The 19678-nt window shown below is 50.5% G+C and carries 21 protein-coding genes; 12 read left to right on the forward strand and 9 right to left on the reverse strand.

Going from position 1 to position 19678, the window contains the following annotated elements:
- Positions 1-2: 2 nt before the first annotated feature.
- On the forward strand, positions 3-578 hold the full coding sequence (locus BAA01_07320) for a hypothetical protein (GenBank protein ID OUM90779.1): 576 nt from the start codon (positions 3-5) through the stop codon (positions 576-578).
- Positions 579-612: 34 nt separating this feature from the next.
- On the opposite strand, the gene BAA01_07325 is transcribed toward BAA01_07320, so the two are convergent.
- On the reverse strand, positions 613-1689 hold the full coding sequence (locus BAA01_07325) for a chemotaxis response regulator protein-glutamate methylesterase (protein ID OUM90780.1): 1077 nt from the start codon (positions 1687-1689) through the stop codon (positions 613-615).
- A 108-nt stretch (positions 1690-1797) separates the two neighbouring features.
- Here BAA01_07325 and BAA01_07330 point away from each other — a divergent pair, with 108 nt between their 5' ends.
- From BAA01_07330 to BAA01_07350, 5 genes are all read left to right on the forward strand, one after another.
- Positions 1798-2382: a hypothetical protein gene (locus tag BAA01_07330; GenBank protein ID OUM90781.1), complete on the forward strand. Its 585-nt coding sequence runs from the start codon at positions 1798-1800 to the stop codon at positions 2380-2382.
- Between the two features lie 86 nt (positions 2383-2468).
- Complete coding sequence (locus tag BAA01_07335; protein ID OUM90782.1) at positions 2469-3320, forward strand: enoyl-CoA hydratase; 852 nt, start codon at positions 2469-2471, stop codon at positions 3318-3320.
- 166 nt (positions 3321-3486) lie between these two features.
- Positions 3487-3945 carry a MerR family transcriptional regulator gene (locus tag BAA01_07340; protein OUM90783.1) on the forward strand — a complete coding sequence of 153 codons (459 nt, stop codon included), beginning with the start codon at positions 3487-3489 and terminating at the stop codon, positions 3943-3945.
- 253 nt (positions 3946-4198) lie between these two features.
- The gene (locus BAA01_07345) at positions 4199-5719 is read left to right on the forward strand and encodes a hypothetical protein (GenBank protein OUM90845.1); all 1521 of its coding nucleotides are present in this window, start codon (positions 4199-4201) and stop codon (positions 5717-5719) included.
- Between the two features lie 75 nt (positions 5720-5794).
- A complete protein-coding gene (locus BAA01_07350; GenBank protein ID OUM90784.1) occupies positions 5795-6664 on the forward strand; it encodes a 3-hydroxyacyl-CoA dehydrogenase in 870 nt (289 codons plus the stop codon).
- A 100-nt stretch (positions 6665-6764) separates the two neighbouring features.
- Here the strand turns inward: BAA01_07350 and BAA01_07355 are convergent, their stop codons facing one another.
- Both BAA01_07355 and BAA01_07360 read right to left on the reverse strand, forming a co-directional pair.
- Positions 6765-7628 (reverse strand): modification methylase, encoded by an 864-nt coding sequence (locus BAA01_07355; protein OUM90785.1) that lies wholly within the window; start codon positions 7626-7628, stop codon positions 6765-6767.
- Between the two features lie 292 nt (positions 7629-7920).
- Complete coding sequence (locus tag BAA01_07360) at positions 7921-8727, reverse strand: alpha/beta hydrolase (protein OUM90786.1); 807 nt, start codon at positions 8725-8727, stop codon at positions 7921-7923.
- 393 nt (positions 8728-9120) lie between these two features.
- On the opposite strand from BAA01_07360, the gene BAA01_07365 reads away from it, so the two are divergent.
- The 3 genes from BAA01_07365 (at position 9121) to BAA01_07375 (ending at position 12059) form a co-directional block, all read left to right on the forward strand.
- Positions 9121-10776, forward strand: a complete 1656-nt coding sequence (locus BAA01_07365; protein ID OUM90787.1) for an acetate--CoA ligase — start codon at positions 9121-9123, stop codon at positions 10774-10776.
- A 19-nt stretch (positions 10777-10795) separates the two neighbouring features.
- Positions 10796-11458 (forward strand): hypothetical protein, encoded by a 663-nt coding sequence (locus BAA01_07370; GenBank protein OUM90788.1) that lies wholly within the window; start codon positions 10796-10798, stop codon positions 11456-11458.
- 79 nt (positions 11459-11537) lie between these two features.
- On the forward strand, positions 11538-12059 hold the full coding sequence (locus BAA01_07375) for a hypothetical protein (protein OUM90789.1): 522 nt from the start codon (positions 11538-11540) through the stop codon (positions 12057-12059).
- Between the two features lie 23 nt (positions 12060-12082).
- Here the strand turns inward: BAA01_07375 and BAA01_07380 are convergent, their stop codons facing one another.
- From BAA01_07380 to BAA01_07395, 4 genes are all read right to left on the reverse strand, one after another.
- Positions 12083-13198: an oxidoreductase gene (locus BAA01_07380; GenBank protein ID OUM90790.1), complete on the reverse strand. Its 1116-nt coding sequence runs from the start codon at positions 13196-13198 to the stop codon at positions 12083-12085.
- 166 nt (positions 13199-13364) lie between these two features.
- Positions 13365-14432: a two-component sensor histidine kinase gene (locus tag BAA01_07385; protein OUM90791.1), complete on the reverse strand. Its 1068-nt coding sequence runs from the start codon at positions 14430-14432 to the stop codon at positions 13365-13367.
- Positions 14429-15121 carry a DNA-binding response regulator gene (locus tag BAA01_07390; GenBank protein ID OUM90792.1) on the reverse strand — a complete coding sequence of 231 codons (693 nt, stop codon included), beginning with the start codon at positions 15119-15121 and terminating at the stop codon, positions 14429-14431. Before BAA01_07390 ends, BAA01_07385 begins: the two co-directional genes overlap by 4 nt.
- A gap of 110 nt (positions 15122-15231) precedes the next feature.
- Positions 15232-16842 carry a copper oxidase gene (locus BAA01_07395; protein ID OUM90793.1) on the reverse strand — a complete coding sequence of 537 codons (1611 nt, stop codon included), beginning with the start codon at positions 16840-16842 and terminating at the stop codon, positions 15232-15234.
- A 499-nt stretch (positions 16843-17341) separates the two neighbouring features.
- On the opposite strand from BAA01_07395, the gene BAA01_07400 reads away from it, so the two are divergent.
- The 3 genes from BAA01_07400 to BAA01_07410 all read left to right on the forward strand — a co-directional run bounded on the left by BAA01_07400 (position 17342) and on the right by BAA01_07410 (position 18737).
- Entirely contained in the window at positions 17342-17887 is a 546-nt protein-coding gene (locus BAA01_07400; protein OUM90794.1) for a teicoplanin resistance protein VanZ, read from the forward strand.
- Between the two features lie 44 nt (positions 17888-17931).
- Positions 17932-18234 (forward strand): hypothetical protein, encoded by a 303-nt coding sequence (locus tag BAA01_07405; protein ID OUM90795.1) that lies wholly within the window; start codon positions 17932-17934, stop codon positions 18232-18234.
- A 293-nt stretch (positions 18235-18527) separates the two neighbouring features.
- Positions 18528-18737, forward strand: coding sequence for a hypothetical protein (locus tag BAA01_07410; GenBank protein OUM90796.1), 210 nt, complete (start codon positions 18528-18530; stop codon positions 18735-18737).
- A gap of 48 nt (positions 18738-18785) precedes the next feature.
- Here BAA01_07410 and BAA01_07415 read toward each other — a convergent pair whose 3' ends face one another.
- Positions 18786-19031: a hypothetical protein gene (locus tag BAA01_07415; GenBank protein OUM90797.1), complete on the reverse strand. Its 246-nt coding sequence runs from the start codon at positions 19029-19031 to the stop codon at positions 18786-18788.
- Between the two features lie 6 nt (positions 19032-19037).
- Complete coding sequence (locus tag BAA01_07420) at positions 19038-19661, reverse strand: hypothetical protein (GenBank protein ID OUM90798.1); 624 nt, start codon at positions 19659-19661, stop codon at positions 19038-19040.
- Positions 19662-19678: the final 17 nt, after the last annotated feature.

A 19678-nucleotide genomic window follows, 5' to 3' on the forward strand; every position in this document is an offset into this window, starting at 1 on the left:
AGATGGATGTCATGACCGCGCTTTTCACCCGCAGGAGCATTGGCGTTGTCAAGCCGATGGAACCTCCCAAGGAGGTGATCATGAAATGCCTCGAAGCGGCCGTGCATGCCCCCAATCACTTTCGGACGGAGCCGTGGCGGTTTTTTGTCCTCACCGGCCAGGCCAGAGAGCGATATGGCGACGTGCTTGCGGCGATCCGAAAAGAGGAGCTGGAAGCAAAAGGCGAGGCGGTCGATGAGGAGAAGCTGGCCAAAGAAAAAGCCAAAGCTTTTCGCGCACCTGTCCTGATCACGGTAGCGGTGGTTCCCGACACGAGCAACCCGCGGGTCGTCGAGTTGGAAGAAATCATGGCAGGGGCGGCCGCCGTGCAAAACCTGCTCCTGGCCGTGCATGCCCACGGCCTGGCGGCCATCTGGCGTACCGGAGAGGTACACTACCATCCGAAGCTGAAGGCCTTTTTTAACCTGCCGGAAGAGGCTCATCTGATTGGAACCGTCTATATCGGCTATCCTGATATCACTCCGCCTGCGGCAAAGCGAACCCCCGCAACGGATAAGACAACCTGGCTCACAGAGTGAACCCAATGGCCGTGTCACGGTGGCCCAACGGGATTCATCCGGACACCTCGATCATCTTGTTTGCAATCTGTTCCAAAGGAACCACATAATCGACACACCCCAGCGCAATGGCCGCCTTCGGCATCCCGAAGACGACACAGGTTTCTTCCGATTCGGCGATCGTGGAGGCGGCCCCTTTTTGTTTGGCTGCCAGCATGGCCATGGCGCCATCGCTCCCCATGCCCGTCATCAGGATATAGTGAAGTTTCAGGTATGGCAGCCGCGAAACCGATTCAAACAGCACATCCACGGATGGACGGTGACCGTTGCGGGGGAGATCCTGATTCAGGGAGATGCGGTATTCGCGGGGTTCGCGAAAAATGGCTTCCATGTGGTATCCGCCAGGCGCCAGGTAAGCCACGCCACCTTCGATCAATTGCCCGTCAACCGCCTCCACGACCGGTATCTTCGCCAAGTGATCAAGTCTGCGGGCAAGTGAATGGGTGAATTTGGGCGGCATGTGCTGGACAATCAGGATCGGATAGGGGAACTCTTTCGGCAGCGCCGTCAGGACGGTCTGTAACGCTTTTGGCCCCCCTGTGGAGGTACCAATCGCAAACAGATGGTCAAACGTCCGTTTTCGCGCGATGACACGCGCGGGCGTGATTCCTCTCCCAGTCGCAGGTGCCTTGTCACTTGCGGGCGCTTGAAGCGCCTGAGCGGTTGGCCGGCGCACCTTCACTTGTGCGGCGGTTTTCAACTTGTGCAATAACTCCGCTTTCACGCGTTCCAGGGACAAAATGCCCGTCGGCTTGTGAATAAAATCGACGGCCCCAATTTCCAGCGCCTCAATCGTCACTTGCGCGCCTTTTTCGGTTTGGGCGCTGAACATGAGTACTGGAACGGGATGAGTCTGAAGAATCTGCTTTAACGTTTCCAGGCCATTCATTCCTGGCATTTCCACATCCAAGGTCACCACATCGGGGTTCAGACGCCGAACCATTTCGACCGCTTCAAAACCGTCCTTGGCCAATCCAATGACCTGCAAGGAAGGATCGGATTCGATCAGGTCGCTGATCAGTTTCCTCATAAAAGGCGAATCATCCACGACCAGTACTCGCCATTTCATCATGCGGGCCCCCTCTTTGGTGTTGCAAAATACACGGAAGTTTGGACATATCAAAGCGATTCGGTTCATGATCATTGATACGGTATATAATCATAGCTGAAATGTCAGGATTTGTTCAACCTGCCCAAAACGCAATCAGGCATCATCGTCCTGATGACAGCGCTTTTACAGGCATTGAAACGGCTCAGGGCGGATGAACGGATGATTCGGTCATTTGAAAAAATCATGGTGAATGGTCATTTGTCCTTTTGGATACTGGCAGTCGTCACTTACTTTATCTCCCTGTTTTTCTGGCCGACTCCAGCAGTGCCTCTTGTCGCAGCCATCCTGATTCCAGCGGCCCTGGTGCAGATGGGACACACGTTCATCCCTGAAAATCCGTTTTTTGGCGCCTTTGGACTGCTGATTATCGGGATGCTGACCGGACTGGACGGTTCTGGATTTTCCGGCTTGCCGCTCACGGAGGCTTTATCCGGCGCGCTGGGACAATCCCTGGTAATGGACCCGACAACGCTTGCAGCCATTGGGCAAATGGGCGCCATCTGGGTCGGTGGCGGCACGTTGATCGCATGGTCATCCCTGGTGGCCGTAGCCGGCTTTACCCGCGTCCCCGTCCTGGACTTGGCGCGGAAAAATTTTCTGCCCGTCATCGCCGGACTGGTTCTGAGCACGTTGTTCGCGATCCTCTTTTACTAAATGAAAATGTTCTTTATTTTTCTAGAAATTTCGGAACGGATGGATTATGATGATCTCAGACAACTTTCAAGAAGGAGGAAATGCGAATGTACGAAACGATCCGATGTCAGGTTTCCGATCAGATCATGACCATCACCTTGAACCGTCCGGACCGACTGAACGCCTTTAACCATACGATGATGAACGAGCTCATCAACGCCCTGGATCAAGCGGATGCCAATGATGAGGTCCGGGCGGTCATCGTCACCGGGGAAGGAAGGGCCTTTTGCGCCGGCGCCGATCTGGAAAAGGGCGGCAGCACCTTTGCCAGGGAAACTCCCATCGATGAACATCGCGACGGCGGCGGCATGCTGTCACTGCGGATCTTCGAATTAAAAAAGCCTATCCTTGCTGCCATCAACGGCCCTGCCGTGGGAGTTGGGGTGACGATGACGCTGCCCATGGACATCCGGATCGCCTCATCCAACGCACGGTTCGGATTTGTCTTCGCACGCCGGGGGATCGTCCCCGAAGCGTGCAGCGGGTGGTTTTTGCCACGCATTGTCGGCATCAGCCAGGCGCTTGAATGGATCTATACCGGACGCCTCTTTTCGGCCGAGGAAGCCTTGGCTGCCAGGCTGGTCAGCCGCGTCGTCCAGCCGGAGGAACTGTTGCCGACGGCAAGGGCCCTTGCCAGTGAGATGGCCGAGAATACGTCGGCCATCTCCATCGCCCTGTCCCGCCAGCTGATGTGGCGGATGCTGGGTGCCGACCACCCGATGGAATCCCACCGGATCGAATCGAAACTGATCCATTGGACCGGACGGCAAGCGGACGCCCGTGAGGGAGTCACATCCTTCCTGGAGAAGCGGAAACCCAATTTTACCATGAAAGTCAGCAGCGACATGCCTGAATTTTATCCCTGGTGGGAAGAAAAACCGTTTAAACCGAATCCATGAACCAGAGATTCATGAACCAAAGGGTGTCTCCGGCAGGTTATCCGCCTTGGCGGACACCCTCTTCTTTTCACTCTAAAATCTCGCAGAACAATATACATATTACGTAATATAATTGACATTAACGTAAATTGACTTTATATTGAATAATTAAGAGAGGGGGGAGTTGATGGCTGGAACCGACGACCGAAGGGAATACATGATGTCCGACTTGGTGCAGGAATTCAACATCAGTCCAAGGACGATCCGTTACTACGAAGAACTCGGACTGATCAGTCCAAGGCGAAACGCGGGAAACCACCGCATCTATTCCAGGCGTGACCGGGCACGCATCAAAATGATTCTGCGAGGAAAAATGCTTGGGTTCTCCCTCAAGGAAATCGCTTCGCTTCTGAAACTTTACGATATCGATCCGACACAAAAACGCCAGTACGAACAGGGCATCTGCTACGCCCGCCAACATCTGGAGAGAGTACGCAACCGGATCGAGGAATTGAAAATGTTGGAACAGGAACTGGTGGATGCGATCGAAGAGGCTGAACGCCAATACCAGTTGCTGAAAAATAAAGAAAAAAGGGAGACAACCGGATCCGGCAAGAAGTTGGCCGTTGAAGACCATGATGGGTGAACCCCGCCGCCATTGGGCCGGTTTTCAGATAAACAGGCATGTTCCGAAGATGCGATGTTTTTTTGCATGGAAATGGAAGCGGTTTCTCATGACGAAGGTGCCGCGAAATCTTCCGGCAATGTCATGAATCGGTGCGTTTCAGTTTAAACATATTTAACTAACGCAGAACCCAATCAACAAGAGGAGGAAGCGAATGAACCAGGTCTATCGTCCCCAAACCCCCTACTCCAACAACCTTGTCAGCAGCATCCGCATGAATGCCGGCAAATTTGCCGACCAGCCAGCGATCATCTGCGAAGACCGCTCTGCCACATGGAAAGAGATGTGGCGGCGAACCAATCAACTTGGACATGCCTTATACGGACTTGGTATGCAAAAAGGCGACCGTCTCGGCCTGCTTTTGAATAACTGTTTTGAGTTTGCGGAATCATTTGTCACTTCTACAAAAAGCGGTTTCATCGTTTGCCCTCTCAACCGCTATTTGAAGGCCGAGGGACTGGCCTACCAATTGCGCGATTGCGGGGCAAGGGCAGTGATCACCAATCCGGAGTATGTGGATCTGCTTCGTTCCATTCGTGACGGCCTTCCCGATTTGGAGCACATTATCGTCACAGGAAATGAAGCGTTCCCCGGCACCTTAAGTTATGAAAAGATTTTGGCGGAAGCCGCCGATCGGGAACCGGAGGTCGAAATCACCCCGGAAGATCTCCACATGATCCTTTACACGTCCGGAACAACCGGACGCCCGAAAGGAGCTGTCCGGGGGTACATGGAAAACTATCATACCGCAGCCGGAGTGTGCATGGAATGGATGATTCGATCCGGCGACGTCCAACTGGCGGTCACCCCTCTGTACCATGCTGCTCCCATCGCCTGGTTCCTGGCCACCCTGATCTCCGGCGGCACATACGTGATTTTGCCGCAATTCGTGCCGGAACAGGTATTGGCCGCCATCGAAAAACACCGGGTTCATTGGATGATGATGGTGCCCGTCATGTACGACAGGCTGCTGAGCATGCCGAAAGAGGTGTTCGAGCGCTATGATCTGGGGTCCCTGCGCACCTTGATTTCGGGCGGAGCCCCGCTGCACACACAAACGAAACTCAACATCAAAAAGCAATTCCCCGACTGTCAACTTTACGAGTTTTACGGCAGCACCGAACTGGGCGTCTCCACCAGCCTGCGAGACGAGGATCAACTCCGCAAGGAACGCTGCGTCGGCCGGCCGATGCCGGATGTGGAATTGAAGATTCTTGACCAAAATGGCAATGAGGTGCCGCGGGGAGAAATCGGCTTGCTTTATTCCCGCGGTCTGAGCGGGTTCAGAGGCTATTGGAACGACCCGGAAAAGACCGCGGAGGCGTTCTTGGACGGCGGATGGGCAACGGTGGGCGATATGGCGCGCCAGGACGACGAAGGGTATTACTACATTGTTGACCGGGCCAAGGATATGATCATCACCGGTGGCGTCAATGTGTATCCGGTAGAGATCGAGGAAGTGATCCACCGGATCGAAGGAGTGGTTGACGTAGCCGTGATCGGCGTCCCCGATGAACGCTGGGGAGAAGCGGTCAAAGCGGTCGTCGTGCCGGCGCCGGGAGCCGCGATCAGCGAATCGGATATCATCGCTTACTGCAAAGAAAAACTGGCTGCTTTCAAAGTGCCCAAGAGCGTCGATTTTGTCGAACAAATCCCCCGTACGCAAACCGGAAAAATTTTGAAAAGGGAACTGCGCAAGAAATACTGGGGGGACAGCGACATTCAAATCTCGTGAATGAGCGGCTTTCACCAATGCAAATACGAAATGGAATCAGCATGAATGAACGACTCGACGGAGGGAAGATGCCTGATGAAAGTGGACGACATTCGAAAAATTTGTGTGGTCGGCAGCGGTTCCATGGGACATCAAATCGCGATGTTGTGCGCCCTCGGAGGGTTTGAGACGGCGCTTCAGGATATCCAGCCAGAAGCGCTGGAGAATGCCCGGCGCAAACTGGAAACCATCATGGATGAATGGGTGAGGAAGGAAAAAATATCCGCTTCGGAAAAGGAGGCGGCTTTCTCGCGCCTCAGCTTTTCCACCGACCTGACGGAAGCTGCAAAAGATGCGGATTTCGTCATCGAAGCGGTGGTGGAAAAACTGGATGTGAAACGGGAGGTGTTCAAAAAGCTGGATGATATTGCGCCTCCCCACGCTATCCTGGCCACCAACAGTTCAACCATCGTCAACTCTTTGATCGCGGATGTAACCTCACGGCCTGACAAAGTGTGCAACATGCACTTCTTCTATCCGCCGCTGGTCATGGATTGCGTAGAAGTGGTGATGAGCGACGCGACCTCTGAAGAAACGGCACAGGTCACCCTGGATCTTTGCAAACGGATTGGCCGGACCGGCGTATTGTTGCGGAAGGAGATTTCCGGTTTTGTCGCCAACCGCATCCTTGGCGCGTTACAGAAGGAAGCGATGAGATTGTACGAGATGGGCATTGCCGACTACCGGGACATCGATTTGATTGTCACCAAGGCGTTGCGCCATCCCTTGGGGCCTTTCCAATTGATGGATCTGTCGGGAATCGATGTCATCTATTACGTGATGCAACAACAATATGCGGAAACGAAAGATCCGAAAGATCGCCCGCCCCGGTTTCTTGAAGAGAAAGTGGAAAAAGGGGAACTGGGACGCAAAACAGGCAAAGGGTTTTATGTTTACGACAAATGAGACGGTCATCACCCAAACGATGATAACCCAAACAAAGATTGCGGGGCCACGGTAAACGGTGGCCCCTTTTCTAAGGTTATCTTCTATAAAAATGTGCGGCTCAAATTTTTGAAAAGCGATTGCCTCCATAATTGCGTATGACCAATTCATTGACAGGCCCCCGCCTGTCCGCCCTACAGTTGATGGCACGTCTTGCGGAAACGGTGGTCATATGGAAACCGTCATAAAGCTCCCGTATGAATGGTGTGTCAGAGTTGCTTACCATGACGAGGCATCCCATTCTGTCGAGCTCGCGGCATACATCTGCCAAACGCCGTTGATCATCTTCATTGAAAGCGTCAGCCGTATAACTGGTAAAGTTGGCTGTTTGAGACAGCGGATGATATGGCGGATCCATGTAGATAAACATGCCTGGTTTTGCCACATCCAGGACACAGGCAAAATCGCAACAGCGTATGTCAGCATTGGCCAAGATTTCACTTGCCTTTCTCAAATTGTCTTCATCCAAAATGCGCGGATTTTTGTAATGGCCGTAAGGCACGTTATGCTTTCCCTGTCTGTTCACGCGCCATAAACCGTTATACCCCGTTTTATTGAGATAAAGGAACCTGGAAGCCCTTTCTACATGAGATAGCTCGGCAGGATCCAAAGCCCTGATACGATAATAATATTCCTCTGTGTTTACGTGCTTTTTTAGATCATCCATCAGGTCTTCGAGATGATCCCTGACAACGAGGTAGAAATTGATCAGCTCTTCGTTGTTATCCATCAGGAATGCCTCGGAAGGCCGTAAAGCAAAAAACACGGCGCCACCGCCGAGGAACGGTTCGGCATAGCTATCTATATTAGGCGGGAAAAGGGGAAAAAATTGCTTAATCAGCTGTGTTTTTCCCCCTGCCCACTTAATGGGCGGCTTCATGGATTGGTCATCAGTCGAATGCTTGATTGTAGCCGCTTTGGACATAGCAAAAAAACTCCTTTCTGTTTGTGTTTTCCAACTGCGGACATATCCAAATCGGCCACCATTTGGCGATAAGAAAATGGAAGATCTATCTATTGTTCTGCTTCTGCATTTCATATGAGTTCATTGTACCAAAAAATAACCCGGCCTGTGTGCCGGTCTTCCACAATCGACTGCGCCAATTGTGCAGCGGCTGTCACCCCCCATTCCTTCCACCCGCACCCGGTGCAGAGGGTGCCGGCCCACCCGTACACCGCATGAGCCAACACCTCCATGCCGTGCGTAAGCAAAAGGCTTACTGAAGAAATCTGAGCAGGGCGGCGTTGAATGCATCCATCTCGTCAATGACCACGCCGTGGCCGCTGTTGTAGAACGGGTATAGGTGTGATCCCGCAATTTCTCGTTGCAACACCAGGGCGCTCGGAAACGGAACGATACGGTCATGCACCCCGTGAAAAATAGCTGTTGGCACGTGTATCTGCCCAAGATCGCTCCGCAAGTCCTCATCCCTCAGCGAGACCAGGCATTGTATCGTGGCGTGGGAAGAGCCTTCGAGACCGAGATTGTGGAACCAGTCCAAGAGGTCAGTGCCAACGTTCCGGTTAAAGAATATTCTGCCTAAACCGGTCAGCATTTGTGGACGATCTTGATAGGTTTGACGGATCAAATCATTCACTTGCTCCACCGGAAGCCCGTACGGATAATCTGGCCGTTTCGTAAAAACGGGGGCAGCCGCATCCACCAACGCGAGCCTTCCGATCCGGTGCCCACCATGACGCGCCATATATCGGATGGCGATCGCCCCGCCGATCGAAAATCCGACCAAGGCTGTATCCTCCAGTTGCAACGCTTCGAGCACAGCATGCAGATCGTCAGCAAGACGATCGTACGAATAGCCGTGCCAAGGCTTGTCTGACTGTCCGAACCCGCGTTGATCAATGCCGAGGCAACGAAACCCATACCGGGGCAGCACGTTGTACTGGTATTCAAACATTTTATGATTTAAAGGCCAGCCATGGGCAAACACCACCGGACGGCTTCCCATGCCGGGGTTTAAGTCTTGCACGAAAATGCGAACTCCCTTCTCGACCTCAATGTACATATGTGTATCCACCTTTCTGATTCAGTTGGCATAACCTTTTGATACAGATATATATGCCTATATGGGCTTACTACCACCTCTAAAACATGTTTGTCGTGCTACAGGAGAGCGAGAGTTCAATAAGAACAAAACAAACCACCCTGAAGGTAGGGTGGTTCTTCATTCTATTAATCTATTCAAACCCGTGTAGTTTTACTCATGGATCGCGCATTTATTTATCATATTACTCATAAAAAATGAATAAATAAATCAAATTATCATTGACAATCGCCTTATGTTTAAATTATTATCATTATTGATAATTAAATATTATTTTAACAATATTTAGATGACGTTTCACGACATGAGTCTGGAATGAGTTGACGACAGAAAAAACAAGGGGTGAAGCCTGTTTTGGATTACCGGAGTTTGGCCGAATCGTTTTCATGGGATTCCGTTCGACCATTTTTTGACTGGGACTGGAACGAAAAATTGAATATGGCTCATGAATGCTGCGACCGTTGGGCGAATGATCCGCATCGCATTGCCGTGTATTGGGAAGATCAAACAGGCAAACAAGAGGTCTGGACGTTCCGGCAACTCAAAGAACATTCAGACAGGATGGCCAATGCATTTCGTTCCCTCGGGGTAAAAAAAGGAGATCGGGTTGCTGCGTTGCTGGGAAAAGACATGGAATTGATCATGACAGCCCTGGCAACATGGAAATTGGGCGCGATTTATGTACCCCTGTTTACCGCTTTTGGACCTGAGGCCATTCGGCACCGGTTAACCAATGCCGAATGCAAAATCCTTGTGACGAATGAGGAACAGGTTCGAAAACTTGAGGGGCTGGACATTCCGGCTCAACTCATCCTGACAAATGACGCCAACGGCATCGGCCTCAGTTTCTGGGAATTGTTGCATTCGGCTCCGCCGGATTTTGAAATCGAACAGACAAAGATGGACGATCCATGTGTCATCCAGTATACATCTGGAACGACCGGATTGCCGAAAGGCGCGGTAGCAGCCCACAAAGGTTTGATAACGGCATACCCATACATGAAATTTGCGATTGGTCTTGAACCGGACGACATCTTTTTGGGCGGTGCCGATCCGGGATGGGCGTACGGCCTTTTCGCTTGCATTTTTTATCCATTGAGTTTCGGGGTAACCATCGTGGTATACAAGGGACCGTTTGATGCCGAAAAGTATTATCAGTTGATGGAAAAGTACAAAGTGACCAATTTTACGTACGCGCCGACCGCTTACAGAATGATGATGGCTGGCGGGCCGGAACTGGCAAAGAAGTACCGGTTTTATGTGCGAAAATTTTCCAGCGCGGGCGAGCCGCTCAATGCGGAGGTTGTCCGTTTCTTTAAAGAGCATTTTGGCCGTGAAGTTTACGACCATTATGGGGCAACCGAAGCAGGAATGATTGTCAACAATTTCAATGCCACCGACATGATCATTAAGCCTGGCTCGATGGGACTGCCGACCCCTGGCTTCCATGTGGCGTTGCTGGATCCGGAAGGACGTCCGGTTCCTGACGGTGAAGTGGGTGAAATAGCGGTTGATACGAGCGGTTTCGCCTCCGGTTTCTTGGGATATTGGAAAGATCCGGACAAAACCGCGGAAAAGATGAGAGGAAAATGGTTGCTGACAGGGGATCTCGCCTATCGCGATGAAGACGGTTACTTTTGGTTTCGGGGCCGCTCGGATGACATTATTTCAAGCGCGGGATACCGGATTGGGCCGTTTGAGGTCGAGAGCTGCTTGCTCGAACATCCGGCCGTGGCCGAAGCGGCCGTGATCGGGAAACCGGATGAAGAAAAGGGCGAGATCGTCAAAGCATATGTGATCCTTCATCCTCAGTATGCGCCTTCGGATGAATTGGCGGATGAACTGAGTCAATTTGTGAAAAGCCGGCTTTCAAGACATCAATACCCGAGAGAAATTGAATTCGCAACAGAATTGCCGAAAACGCCGAGCGGGAAGTATCCTGAGGGAAAAGGAACGGAACAGAGCCGGGTAACACGATACGCGACCGTCAGCAATCTCTTTAATTTCTAGGAATGATGAGGGATGAACCATGTTCCGAAACAGATTTTCCTATATCGGCATTCTTTTCATCTGTGTTCTGCTTGTCGCCTTGACGGCATGCGGCGATACCCAGCCTGCCGGTTCCACTTCCGGCGATGGCGAATCCCCGTCGCTTGCTCAAGGCGTTACGGATACGGAAATTTTAGTCGGGCATTTGGGACCGCAGACAGGCGCAACGGCCGAATATGACAAAGTGCGCCAGGGCATTCAGGCCTATTTTGATGTTGTGAACGAAAATGGCGGTGTGTTTGGAAGAAAATTGACATTGATCGCGCATGATGATCGATATCAACCATCCGAGACGGTAAAAGGCGCGAAACGGCTGGTCGAAGAAGAAAAAGTGTTTGCGATTCTTTATCCGATAGGCACCGCAAATGTGAATGCGATGAAACCATATCTTGAGGAAAAGGGGATTCCGGTCGTTGGGCTCGGAACGGGCGCCAACATGTTTGTGGAGCCCCCGATACGGAATTTCTTTGGGTACCAGTTCAACTACATGATCGAAAGCAGGATTTACGTCGATTACGCCATTAACCAGTTGGGTGCGAAACGGATCACATTGGTCTTCCAAAACGATGATTTCGGCAAACAAGGACTGGAAGGGGCAAAAAAAAGCCGTTGCGGAATATCCCGGTGTGGAAGTGGCAGCTGAAATTCCGTTTTTGGCAACCGATCAAGATTTCAGTTCCCAAGCACAATGAATCGTTGCATCAGACCCGGATGCCGTCATCATGTTTACCACTCCCAAGCCGGCTGCTTCCCTCCGCAAAGAAATGTACAAGATTCATGCGACTGGGTTGCCGTTTTTGGTGTCAAGCACCGGAGGTTCTGATCCGAATCAATTCAATATTGCCGGAAAAGAAGTTTGGGAAGGGGTGATCACGTCCACTACATTGCCTTCGCCGGAGCAAAGTGATGATCCCGAGATGAAACAATATTTGGAGCGATTTCGACAAACCCCTCAGCTCATTGGTTCTTTGACGCAGAGCGGTTGGGCGGTGGCACAAATTTTCGTTGAAGCTTTAAAACGGACTGGTGAACAGCTGACTTGGGACAACTTCATTCAAGCTTTGGAAACATTTGATCATTGGGATGGCTCGATTTTGCCCAGTGTGACCTATACTTCAGAAAACCGGTATGGTGTCACTTCATTAAGGATGATGAAAGCCGAAAATGGGCGCTACGTACCGATCACCGGATTCATCCGCTTTGATCCAGAGACGAAGGAAGTGATTTATGAAAACAAGTCATGAACGTCAAAGATGGTTGTTGGGGTTTAACCCAAAGCCTTCGAAAGGTCATATGCGCTGAAATCAAGTTCGGTCGGCTGACCCTGGACCCACTTGGCTATTTCGGATCCGAGATACGGGCCAACGGTTAAACCGAACGCTCCTAGTCCATTTGCTACCACAAGCCCCTCATAGCCCGGAAGCCAGCCAACGGCCGGAAGCGCACCGGGAGTGTAAGGCCGTAGGCCAACCCGGGTTTCCAGCCAGGTGCTTGAATATAACCCAGGGGCCACATCCAAGGCTTTTTTCAATAATTCCCACATACCGCCTGCAGTAACACGGGTATCATAACCTGCCTCATCTTCATGGGTGGCCCCGACCACGATCCGTCCCCCATCGAATGCCAGAAGATAAGGGCCGTCAGGCGTCCGTACCACCGGCCATCGGCTGGTATCGGCATCAGGCATCTTCAGATGAACGATCTGTCCTTTCTTCGGCCGAACGGACATTCTCACCCCCAGGGATTCGAGCACATCGTTCGCCCACACCCCTGCCGCTAAGATCACCATCTCCCCACTGATCCGTTCCCCATTGATCGTCACACCGGTGACCCGTCGGTCTTGATGGACCAGACGGGCATCGCCTTGTTTATAGGAAGCACCGTATCGCTTGGCCGCATTGATCAGGGCGTCGCGCAACAACCGTCCATCCACTCGTGCGCCACCGCTGATATGGAGGGAAGCATATCGCTCGGACAACGGGGGAAATAAAGCCTGCGTCTCTGCCGGAGATAATCGGGCGATTTCTCCCATTTCCGGCGCCTCCCGTCGGCGTCGTTTCGCCCGGTCTTCCATTTCTTTCAGTCGGGTGGCATCCGTATGCAGATAAATGGCACCGACTTGAGCAAATCCGGTATCTGTCTGCCCATCGGCGGCCAAAGCTCTGATCAATTTCGGGTAAAAGCGGGCCCCGCCTTGGGTTAAGCGATGCCAGGACCGGCTGCGTCGCTCGGAAAGCCAGGGGCATATGATCCCTGCCCCTGCATCTGTGGCCTGTCCGCAATCATGGCGGTCTACGATGGTCACGTCAACCCCCGCTTTTGCCAAATGATAAGCGATGGACGCGCCAAGGATACCTGATCCGATCACGACACATTGACCCATACGAAACACCTTTTCTCAGTGGATTTTCTTAAACGAAAAAGACATCGGAAACGAAGGAGACATCAGAAAGGCTCGATGTCACATTGCCGCAGATTCCAGACTTGTCGCGTCAACTTTTCTTGAAAACGTGCAAGATGCGGGCGGGGCGTCTCTTTTGGTATCGGCGTCATTCCTTCGGCAAACGTATGCTCACTATTGTGCCATTGTCGCTTTCGATCCATACCTTTCCACCATGTGCTTCCACCAGCTTTTTGACAATTGTAAGCCCAATGCCGCCACCCCCGGACTTCCTGTTCCGCGACTTGTCCGCGCGATAAAACCGTTCAAAAACATAGGGCAAATCCTCCGGCGCGATGCCCGGCCCCGTGTCTTGCACGGTGATGAGAACCGAACCGTTCTCATCCTCTACCCGTATTTCGACCTTCCCGCCTTCGGGAGTAAATTTGAGGGAATTGCTTAAGACATTGACCAGAATCTGAATCAACCGATCCCGATCCACGTTCAAACAGAGGGCAGGGTGCGGTTGCACCGCAAGCCGGACGCCCTTTTCCAGGAAAGCTGCCGATACAATGCGGACGCTTTGTTCGATGAGCGCCGCAAGGTTTTCCGGTTTCCGGTGAAGGCGGAAATGGGGAGAGTCCATTTCCGTCAATTGCTCCAAGTCGGCAACCAACGTGATGAGACGTTCAGTTTCTTCATAACAGGAACGCAGCCGTGCGGGTGTCGGTTCCCAGATTTGATCCAGCATGGCCTGCATATGACTCTTTAATGTGGCCAGCGGCGTCCGCAAATCATGGGCGATATCCTGCGTCATGGTGACGCGAAGCCGCTCTTGTTGCTGCAATTGCTCCGCAAGGTGGTTTAGTGCTCTCCCCAGTTCGGAGAGTTCATCGCTTCCAGGAACATGTATGCGTACAGATAAATCCCCACGCGTGATTTTTTCCGCCGCCTGTTTCATTTCTATCAGAGGGGCGGATAGGCGTTTCGCCAGATACAAGCTGATGACGGCAGCGAGAACAAACGCACCGAGGAGCGTCCACATCATGGATTGAAGCAAGGCTTGTTCCAGATGAAAAGTAAGCCCTTGCAGATTGTGATCCATCCCATATTGTTCTTGATAAAGATGAAAATGGTAATGGGTTTCTGCCATCAGGCTGATCCCGGCGAGAAGCAACGTTCCGACAACGGCGCTCAGCAACACGAGCGACAAGCGATAGCGCAATCCGAATTTCATCGGGAGCCTCCCGTAAAGCGATAACCGATTCCGTATACGGTTTGAATGTACGTGGGTTGTTTCGGATCCGGTTCAATTTTCTGGCGCAAGTTTTTGACATGTTGGTCAATGGCGCGAACGTCCCCCTCGAAATCCAACCCCAACACTTTCTCCACCAGTTCTTCCCGGTGAAAATGCCGTTGCGGATGCCGGGCCAGTACAAGCAGCAATTTGAATTCGCTGGGGGTCAAATTGACAGGCCGGCCGCGAAGAAACACAGCATGATGGACCGAATCGATCACCAACTCCCCATTGTTGAAGGAAATGCGATCGGCAAGCAGGTCATGATCGTCGCTCCGGCGGAGAATCGCCCTGACTCTGGCCACCACTTCGAGGGGATCAAAGGGTTTTATCACGTAATCGTCGGCCCCAATGGTCAGCCCGCGAATCCGCGAGGCTTTGTCCACCTTCGCTGTAAGCATGAGAATAGGAACCGACGACTCTTGACGGATTTTCTCACACACTTCTTCCCCTGGGAGGTCAGGCAGCATCAAATCGAGGATGACCAGGTCGACCCGGTCCCGGCGGATGGTTTGCAGCGCTTCTGTTCCTGTTCCGGCTTCCAGCGTGCGAAATCCGTGCTTCCGGAGATAAGAAACAACCACGTCCCGGATTTTGTCTTCATCATCCACCATGAGGATGGTTTTCATCAACATTCACCCTTCGCATGGCCTTTACCGTAATTATAATGAGACGAATGGTGTCATCCAAACATAAACGGGAAATGGCGGCCCTGCCGTTTCCCGTCATGCGCAGATGATTATTCCGGTTTGTTCCCGGCCCCTGGATCCGGAACAAAATCGGTTTTGTAATCCGTATATTTCAATTCCGTCACCATGCCGGCGGAGGCATGGTGCAGATCGTGGCAGTGGAACATCCAATCGCCCTTGTTGTTTGCTTGGAAAGCAACGACGTATTCTTCTCCCGGTTTCAGATTCAACGTATCCTTGATGAGCGGAGCCCCTTTCAGCGGTTTGCCGTTCTTGCTTAGTATTTGAAAGAAGTGCCCGTGCAGGTGCATCGGATGATCGTCGGTCTTGGAACGGTTGACGAGACGCACCTTGACGGTGTTCCCTTTCTTGACTGTAAGCGGTTCGGTGTTCGGAAACACTTTTCCGTTGATAGTGTAGACTGTTGCGCCGTTCTTGGTTTCCGTGTCCAAATTCATCGTGTATTCCAGCGTGTACTTTTGATCCAGCGTAAAGTTCATCTTTCCGGCCTGTCCGTAACTGCTGAGGTCCACCGCCGCCAACTGCGCCTTTTCGTTCGGCTGATCCGCCCCACCGGCAGATCCTTCATAGGCGATAACGGCCTTCATCCCTTTGACGGCTTCCTTGTCCCCGTGATCTTCAATGAACCATTGGCCGGGATTGTTGGCTTCGAATTCAATATCATAGCGTTCTCCGGGGGCGATGGCGACAACATTGTCTTTGAGTACGCCCGGGTTGTTCAGCGGCTGGCCGTCGACAGCCGTGATTTTAAATTCATGCCCGTGCAGGTGAATGTGATGCGTCAGGAAGCCTGCGTTGATGAGCCGGATGCGAACTTTTTCCCCGTGTCTGACGGGCAGTTTCTCCACGAGCGAACCGGATTTCCCGTTGATCGTGAACAAATCGTACATATTCATGTCATGTCCGCCGTGATCCGAGTTCGTTTGACCATGGCCGGTTGATTTGCCGTTATCGGAGCCGCTCATATGCATATGGTCATGGTCCATACCGGACATATGCGATGCTGGCATGTTGCCGCCGGACATGTGGATGCCGGCGCTCATCCACTCGTCCAAAACCAGCGTGTAATCGCGATCAACCCCGGGTCCGTCTTTGGGTTCCACGATCAATGCCCCGTACAGGCCGCGGTCGAGTTGATTGACGCTGTCTTGATGCGAATGATACCAGTACGTTCCGGGCACGGTGGCTTTGAATTCATATGTGAAAGATTGCCCCGGTTGAACCGCGTTTTGCGTGACACCCGGAACGCCATCCATCGCATTCGGAACCGGATAACCGTGCCAGTGGATGGAGACCGGTTCGGGCAGTTCATTTCTCAAGGTGATTTTGACGGTCTCTCCTTGCTTGACCCGGATTACCGGACCAGGGACAGAGTTGTTGAACGTCCAGACGGGAAGCGTAACCCCCGGCGCCAGCTCTTGTTGGCTGACTTTTGCCGTCAAGGTAAACTCTTTGCCGGTCAACACGGCCGTTTTTGTGGTTGTGCCGGTTTGGTCCGGCACTTGTTCCTGCTTTTGATCCGTCGTCTTGTTTGCGTGATCCATCCCGTGCATCGTATGTCCGCCCGCGTTGACGCATCCCGTCAACAAAAGGGCGATGGCACCGGTGATGAGTGCGGTCCTGATCTTCCTTCCGTACATCAAGGTATACCCCCAACTTCTTCGTAAAGATCCTTTTCAAAAATATCTTAGAATGTGATTATGTAGAAGTTGTGAGCAATGAGGGGGATATCTGACTGGAAGATTTCATGCAGGGGCATAGATGATGACCGCCATCAATCAGGGTGTTCCGCTTTTAGTTTAGTAAGGATATATTGTATCCTGCCTCGGTGCATCGCGATTGTTTCCCCAAGTCTTGTATGAAAACATCCTTGCGAACGGTTTCTCCAGAAAATCCCGATCATCGGGAATGTTCACAGAATGTTAACCGATTTGTCAAGATAACCACCAATAATCGACAAAAAGTTACAAAACATACTCTTGAAAAATATACACCTTTAAATACTCTTTATAATTAATGATCAGAGCCAAAGTCAAATTTATAAAATTTTTCATGCCGGTTAAAGATTCGCTTGATAAAAATTAATATTCAAGACGTCGATTTAGACACCCTGCTACGTTAAATACGGAGGCACCCGGCATGCTTATTGATTTTGACGGATATACCTTGATTGGAGCGGTTTTATTATGGGGATTCCTGGTGCTAATTCTTAAATTCAAATGTAAGAAATCGGTCACTTATCTGTTTTTCTTTTCGATTTTCTATGTTTATCTCTGCAAAGTTTTGGATTATACCCAATTCCCAATCATTTTAAGCGAAGATACAAAACGGGAAATCGGCCAAAACGTATGGAGGGATGCTAATTTTATCCCCTTTCATCCCCATGCATTTGCGGTAAAAACATCATTGCTCAATATTTTACTCACGATGCCATTCGGTTTCGGACTTCCTTTTATTGCCAAAGTGAATTGGAAGAAAATCTCCATACTTGGAGTTTTGTTAGGCGTTCTTTTAGAAATGCTTCAATTGGCCATCGCACTCATCGTTGGATTTACTTTTCGCTATGTAGATATCAACGATGTCATCTTCAATTTTTGCGGCGTCATTTTCGGATACGGCATATTTAAGGCGGTGATGATTGTTTTCAGATGCCTGGTACATATTGAAAAACAATCGCAATCATAGGATGACAAATTGGAGAAACAAACGCATGAACGACGGGGTGCACAATGATCATTGAATTCAGGAGACTGTTCAAAAATAAAATCACTTACAAAAGCCTTTGTACGTTGCTCATCATTGTCATTGGGAATGTGTGGGCAGGCATGACAAGGACTTTTTCGTCGTTTTACTACTTTATCTTTCCGCTGCTCATCGCCCTGCCGATCGTTGATGCGATTTACAGGGAAAGAACCACCGGCAATCTGCATTATCAGATCATTCGAATGAGCCGCTTTTCGTATTACCTCAGAAAATTTTTGTTTATTGAAGTTCAGAATACCGTCTTTTGCAAAAAGACATGTTCAAATTGATCCCGTCCACTGTTCTGCTGTCGATTTTAGGCATCTTAATTTCTGCGAAAAGCCTTCTTCAGGGGAAGTATCCGTTTTTGGAAAAAGGTTACATAAAGAGATCTCCTTCCCGAAGAATACCAGTGTGGTTTTTGAAAAACCCGGATTCCTGGAGCAGTATTCCGGATTCGACAATTTGAAATTCCTGGCCGATATTCAAGGGAAAATCAACGACGAGCAGATCAAGTCAGCCATTCAGCGTGTGGGACTGAATCCGGAAGACCATCGCACGGGTAAAAGCCTATTCGCTGGGCATGAAACAGAAACTGGCCATTGCCCAGGCCATCATGGAAGCACCGGACTTGATTTTGCTGGATGAAGCCACCAACGGATTGGACGAAGAAGCTGTCGAAAATCTTTACCGCATCGTAAGACAAGAAAACGAACGGGGCGCGACCATACTAAAATCACTTCCCATCATAAAACGGATATTGAAACCTTGTGTCATGAAGTGTACAGGGTGAATTCGGGCCTTGTCTCAAAAATCGGGTAACTGCGCGATTAACAGAAAATCAATGATTGTCTAGTATCTTTTTAACAATTTCACGGATGGTAAGGCCTTTCCTTTTAATACGAATGTCCAAAACTAAACCACAGATAAACCAAACGAAGCAACCCAAATAAAAACCGGAAAACTTGTTAAAATTAATTTCAGGAGGAAATACATTGCCATATATCAAAAAGGTGTACAAAAGGGACATAAAAATCGGAGTTCCCCATAAATAAAACGAATCAGCGAATTTTTCCCCTTTTTTCATCTTCAATCACCATTGCCGGAAATTAATAAATTGATGAATAAATGGATACAAATAGTATACCGTTGCAATGAACCAGATGCTATATGTGATAAACCGCACGGACTTCAACCCGGCACGCATATGGACTCTTTTCAGGTATGCCGTTTCCGCAACCAACGAAAGGAACGCAAGCGCTAGGATGATCAAATGAGCCATGCCGAGTTGCGACGACCCATAGTGGGGATAAGGTCCGTCAATGGCCAGGATATATATTTCGTAAATGTTCCTGACAAAAAAATAACAACCGGAATACAGGAACAGCAATGCCGTAAAAAAGAAATGGATGTTTCGGTGCTTCACACATAAAACCAGGCACAAAACAAGGGCCAAAAAAGATACCCAGAACAACAAAGGCAAGTTGGACAATACATAGTTCACGTCCAGGTCTTTTGTTCCAGCATCGGGAACATGGGCAATGAGGAATTGGTTGATCAGCGGTTTAAAAGTGATTAACAGAAAAAATAAAGCAAGCAAAGTCAATGCATACCGCCACATGACCGAAAAATATACTTTTGAAAAAATTGAAAAAAGTTTATTCAGGGCAAGTGTCTTTTTCACCTTGATCATCCACTCTGTAAAAGTTTTTTCCATACAGAAAGAATCCATAC

Source organism: Bacillus thermozeamaize (assembly GCA_002159075.1).
GTDB classification, from domain to species: domain Bacteria; phylum Bacillota; class Bacilli; order ZCTH02-B2; family ZCTH02-B2; genus Bacillus_BB; species Bacillus_BB thermozeamaize.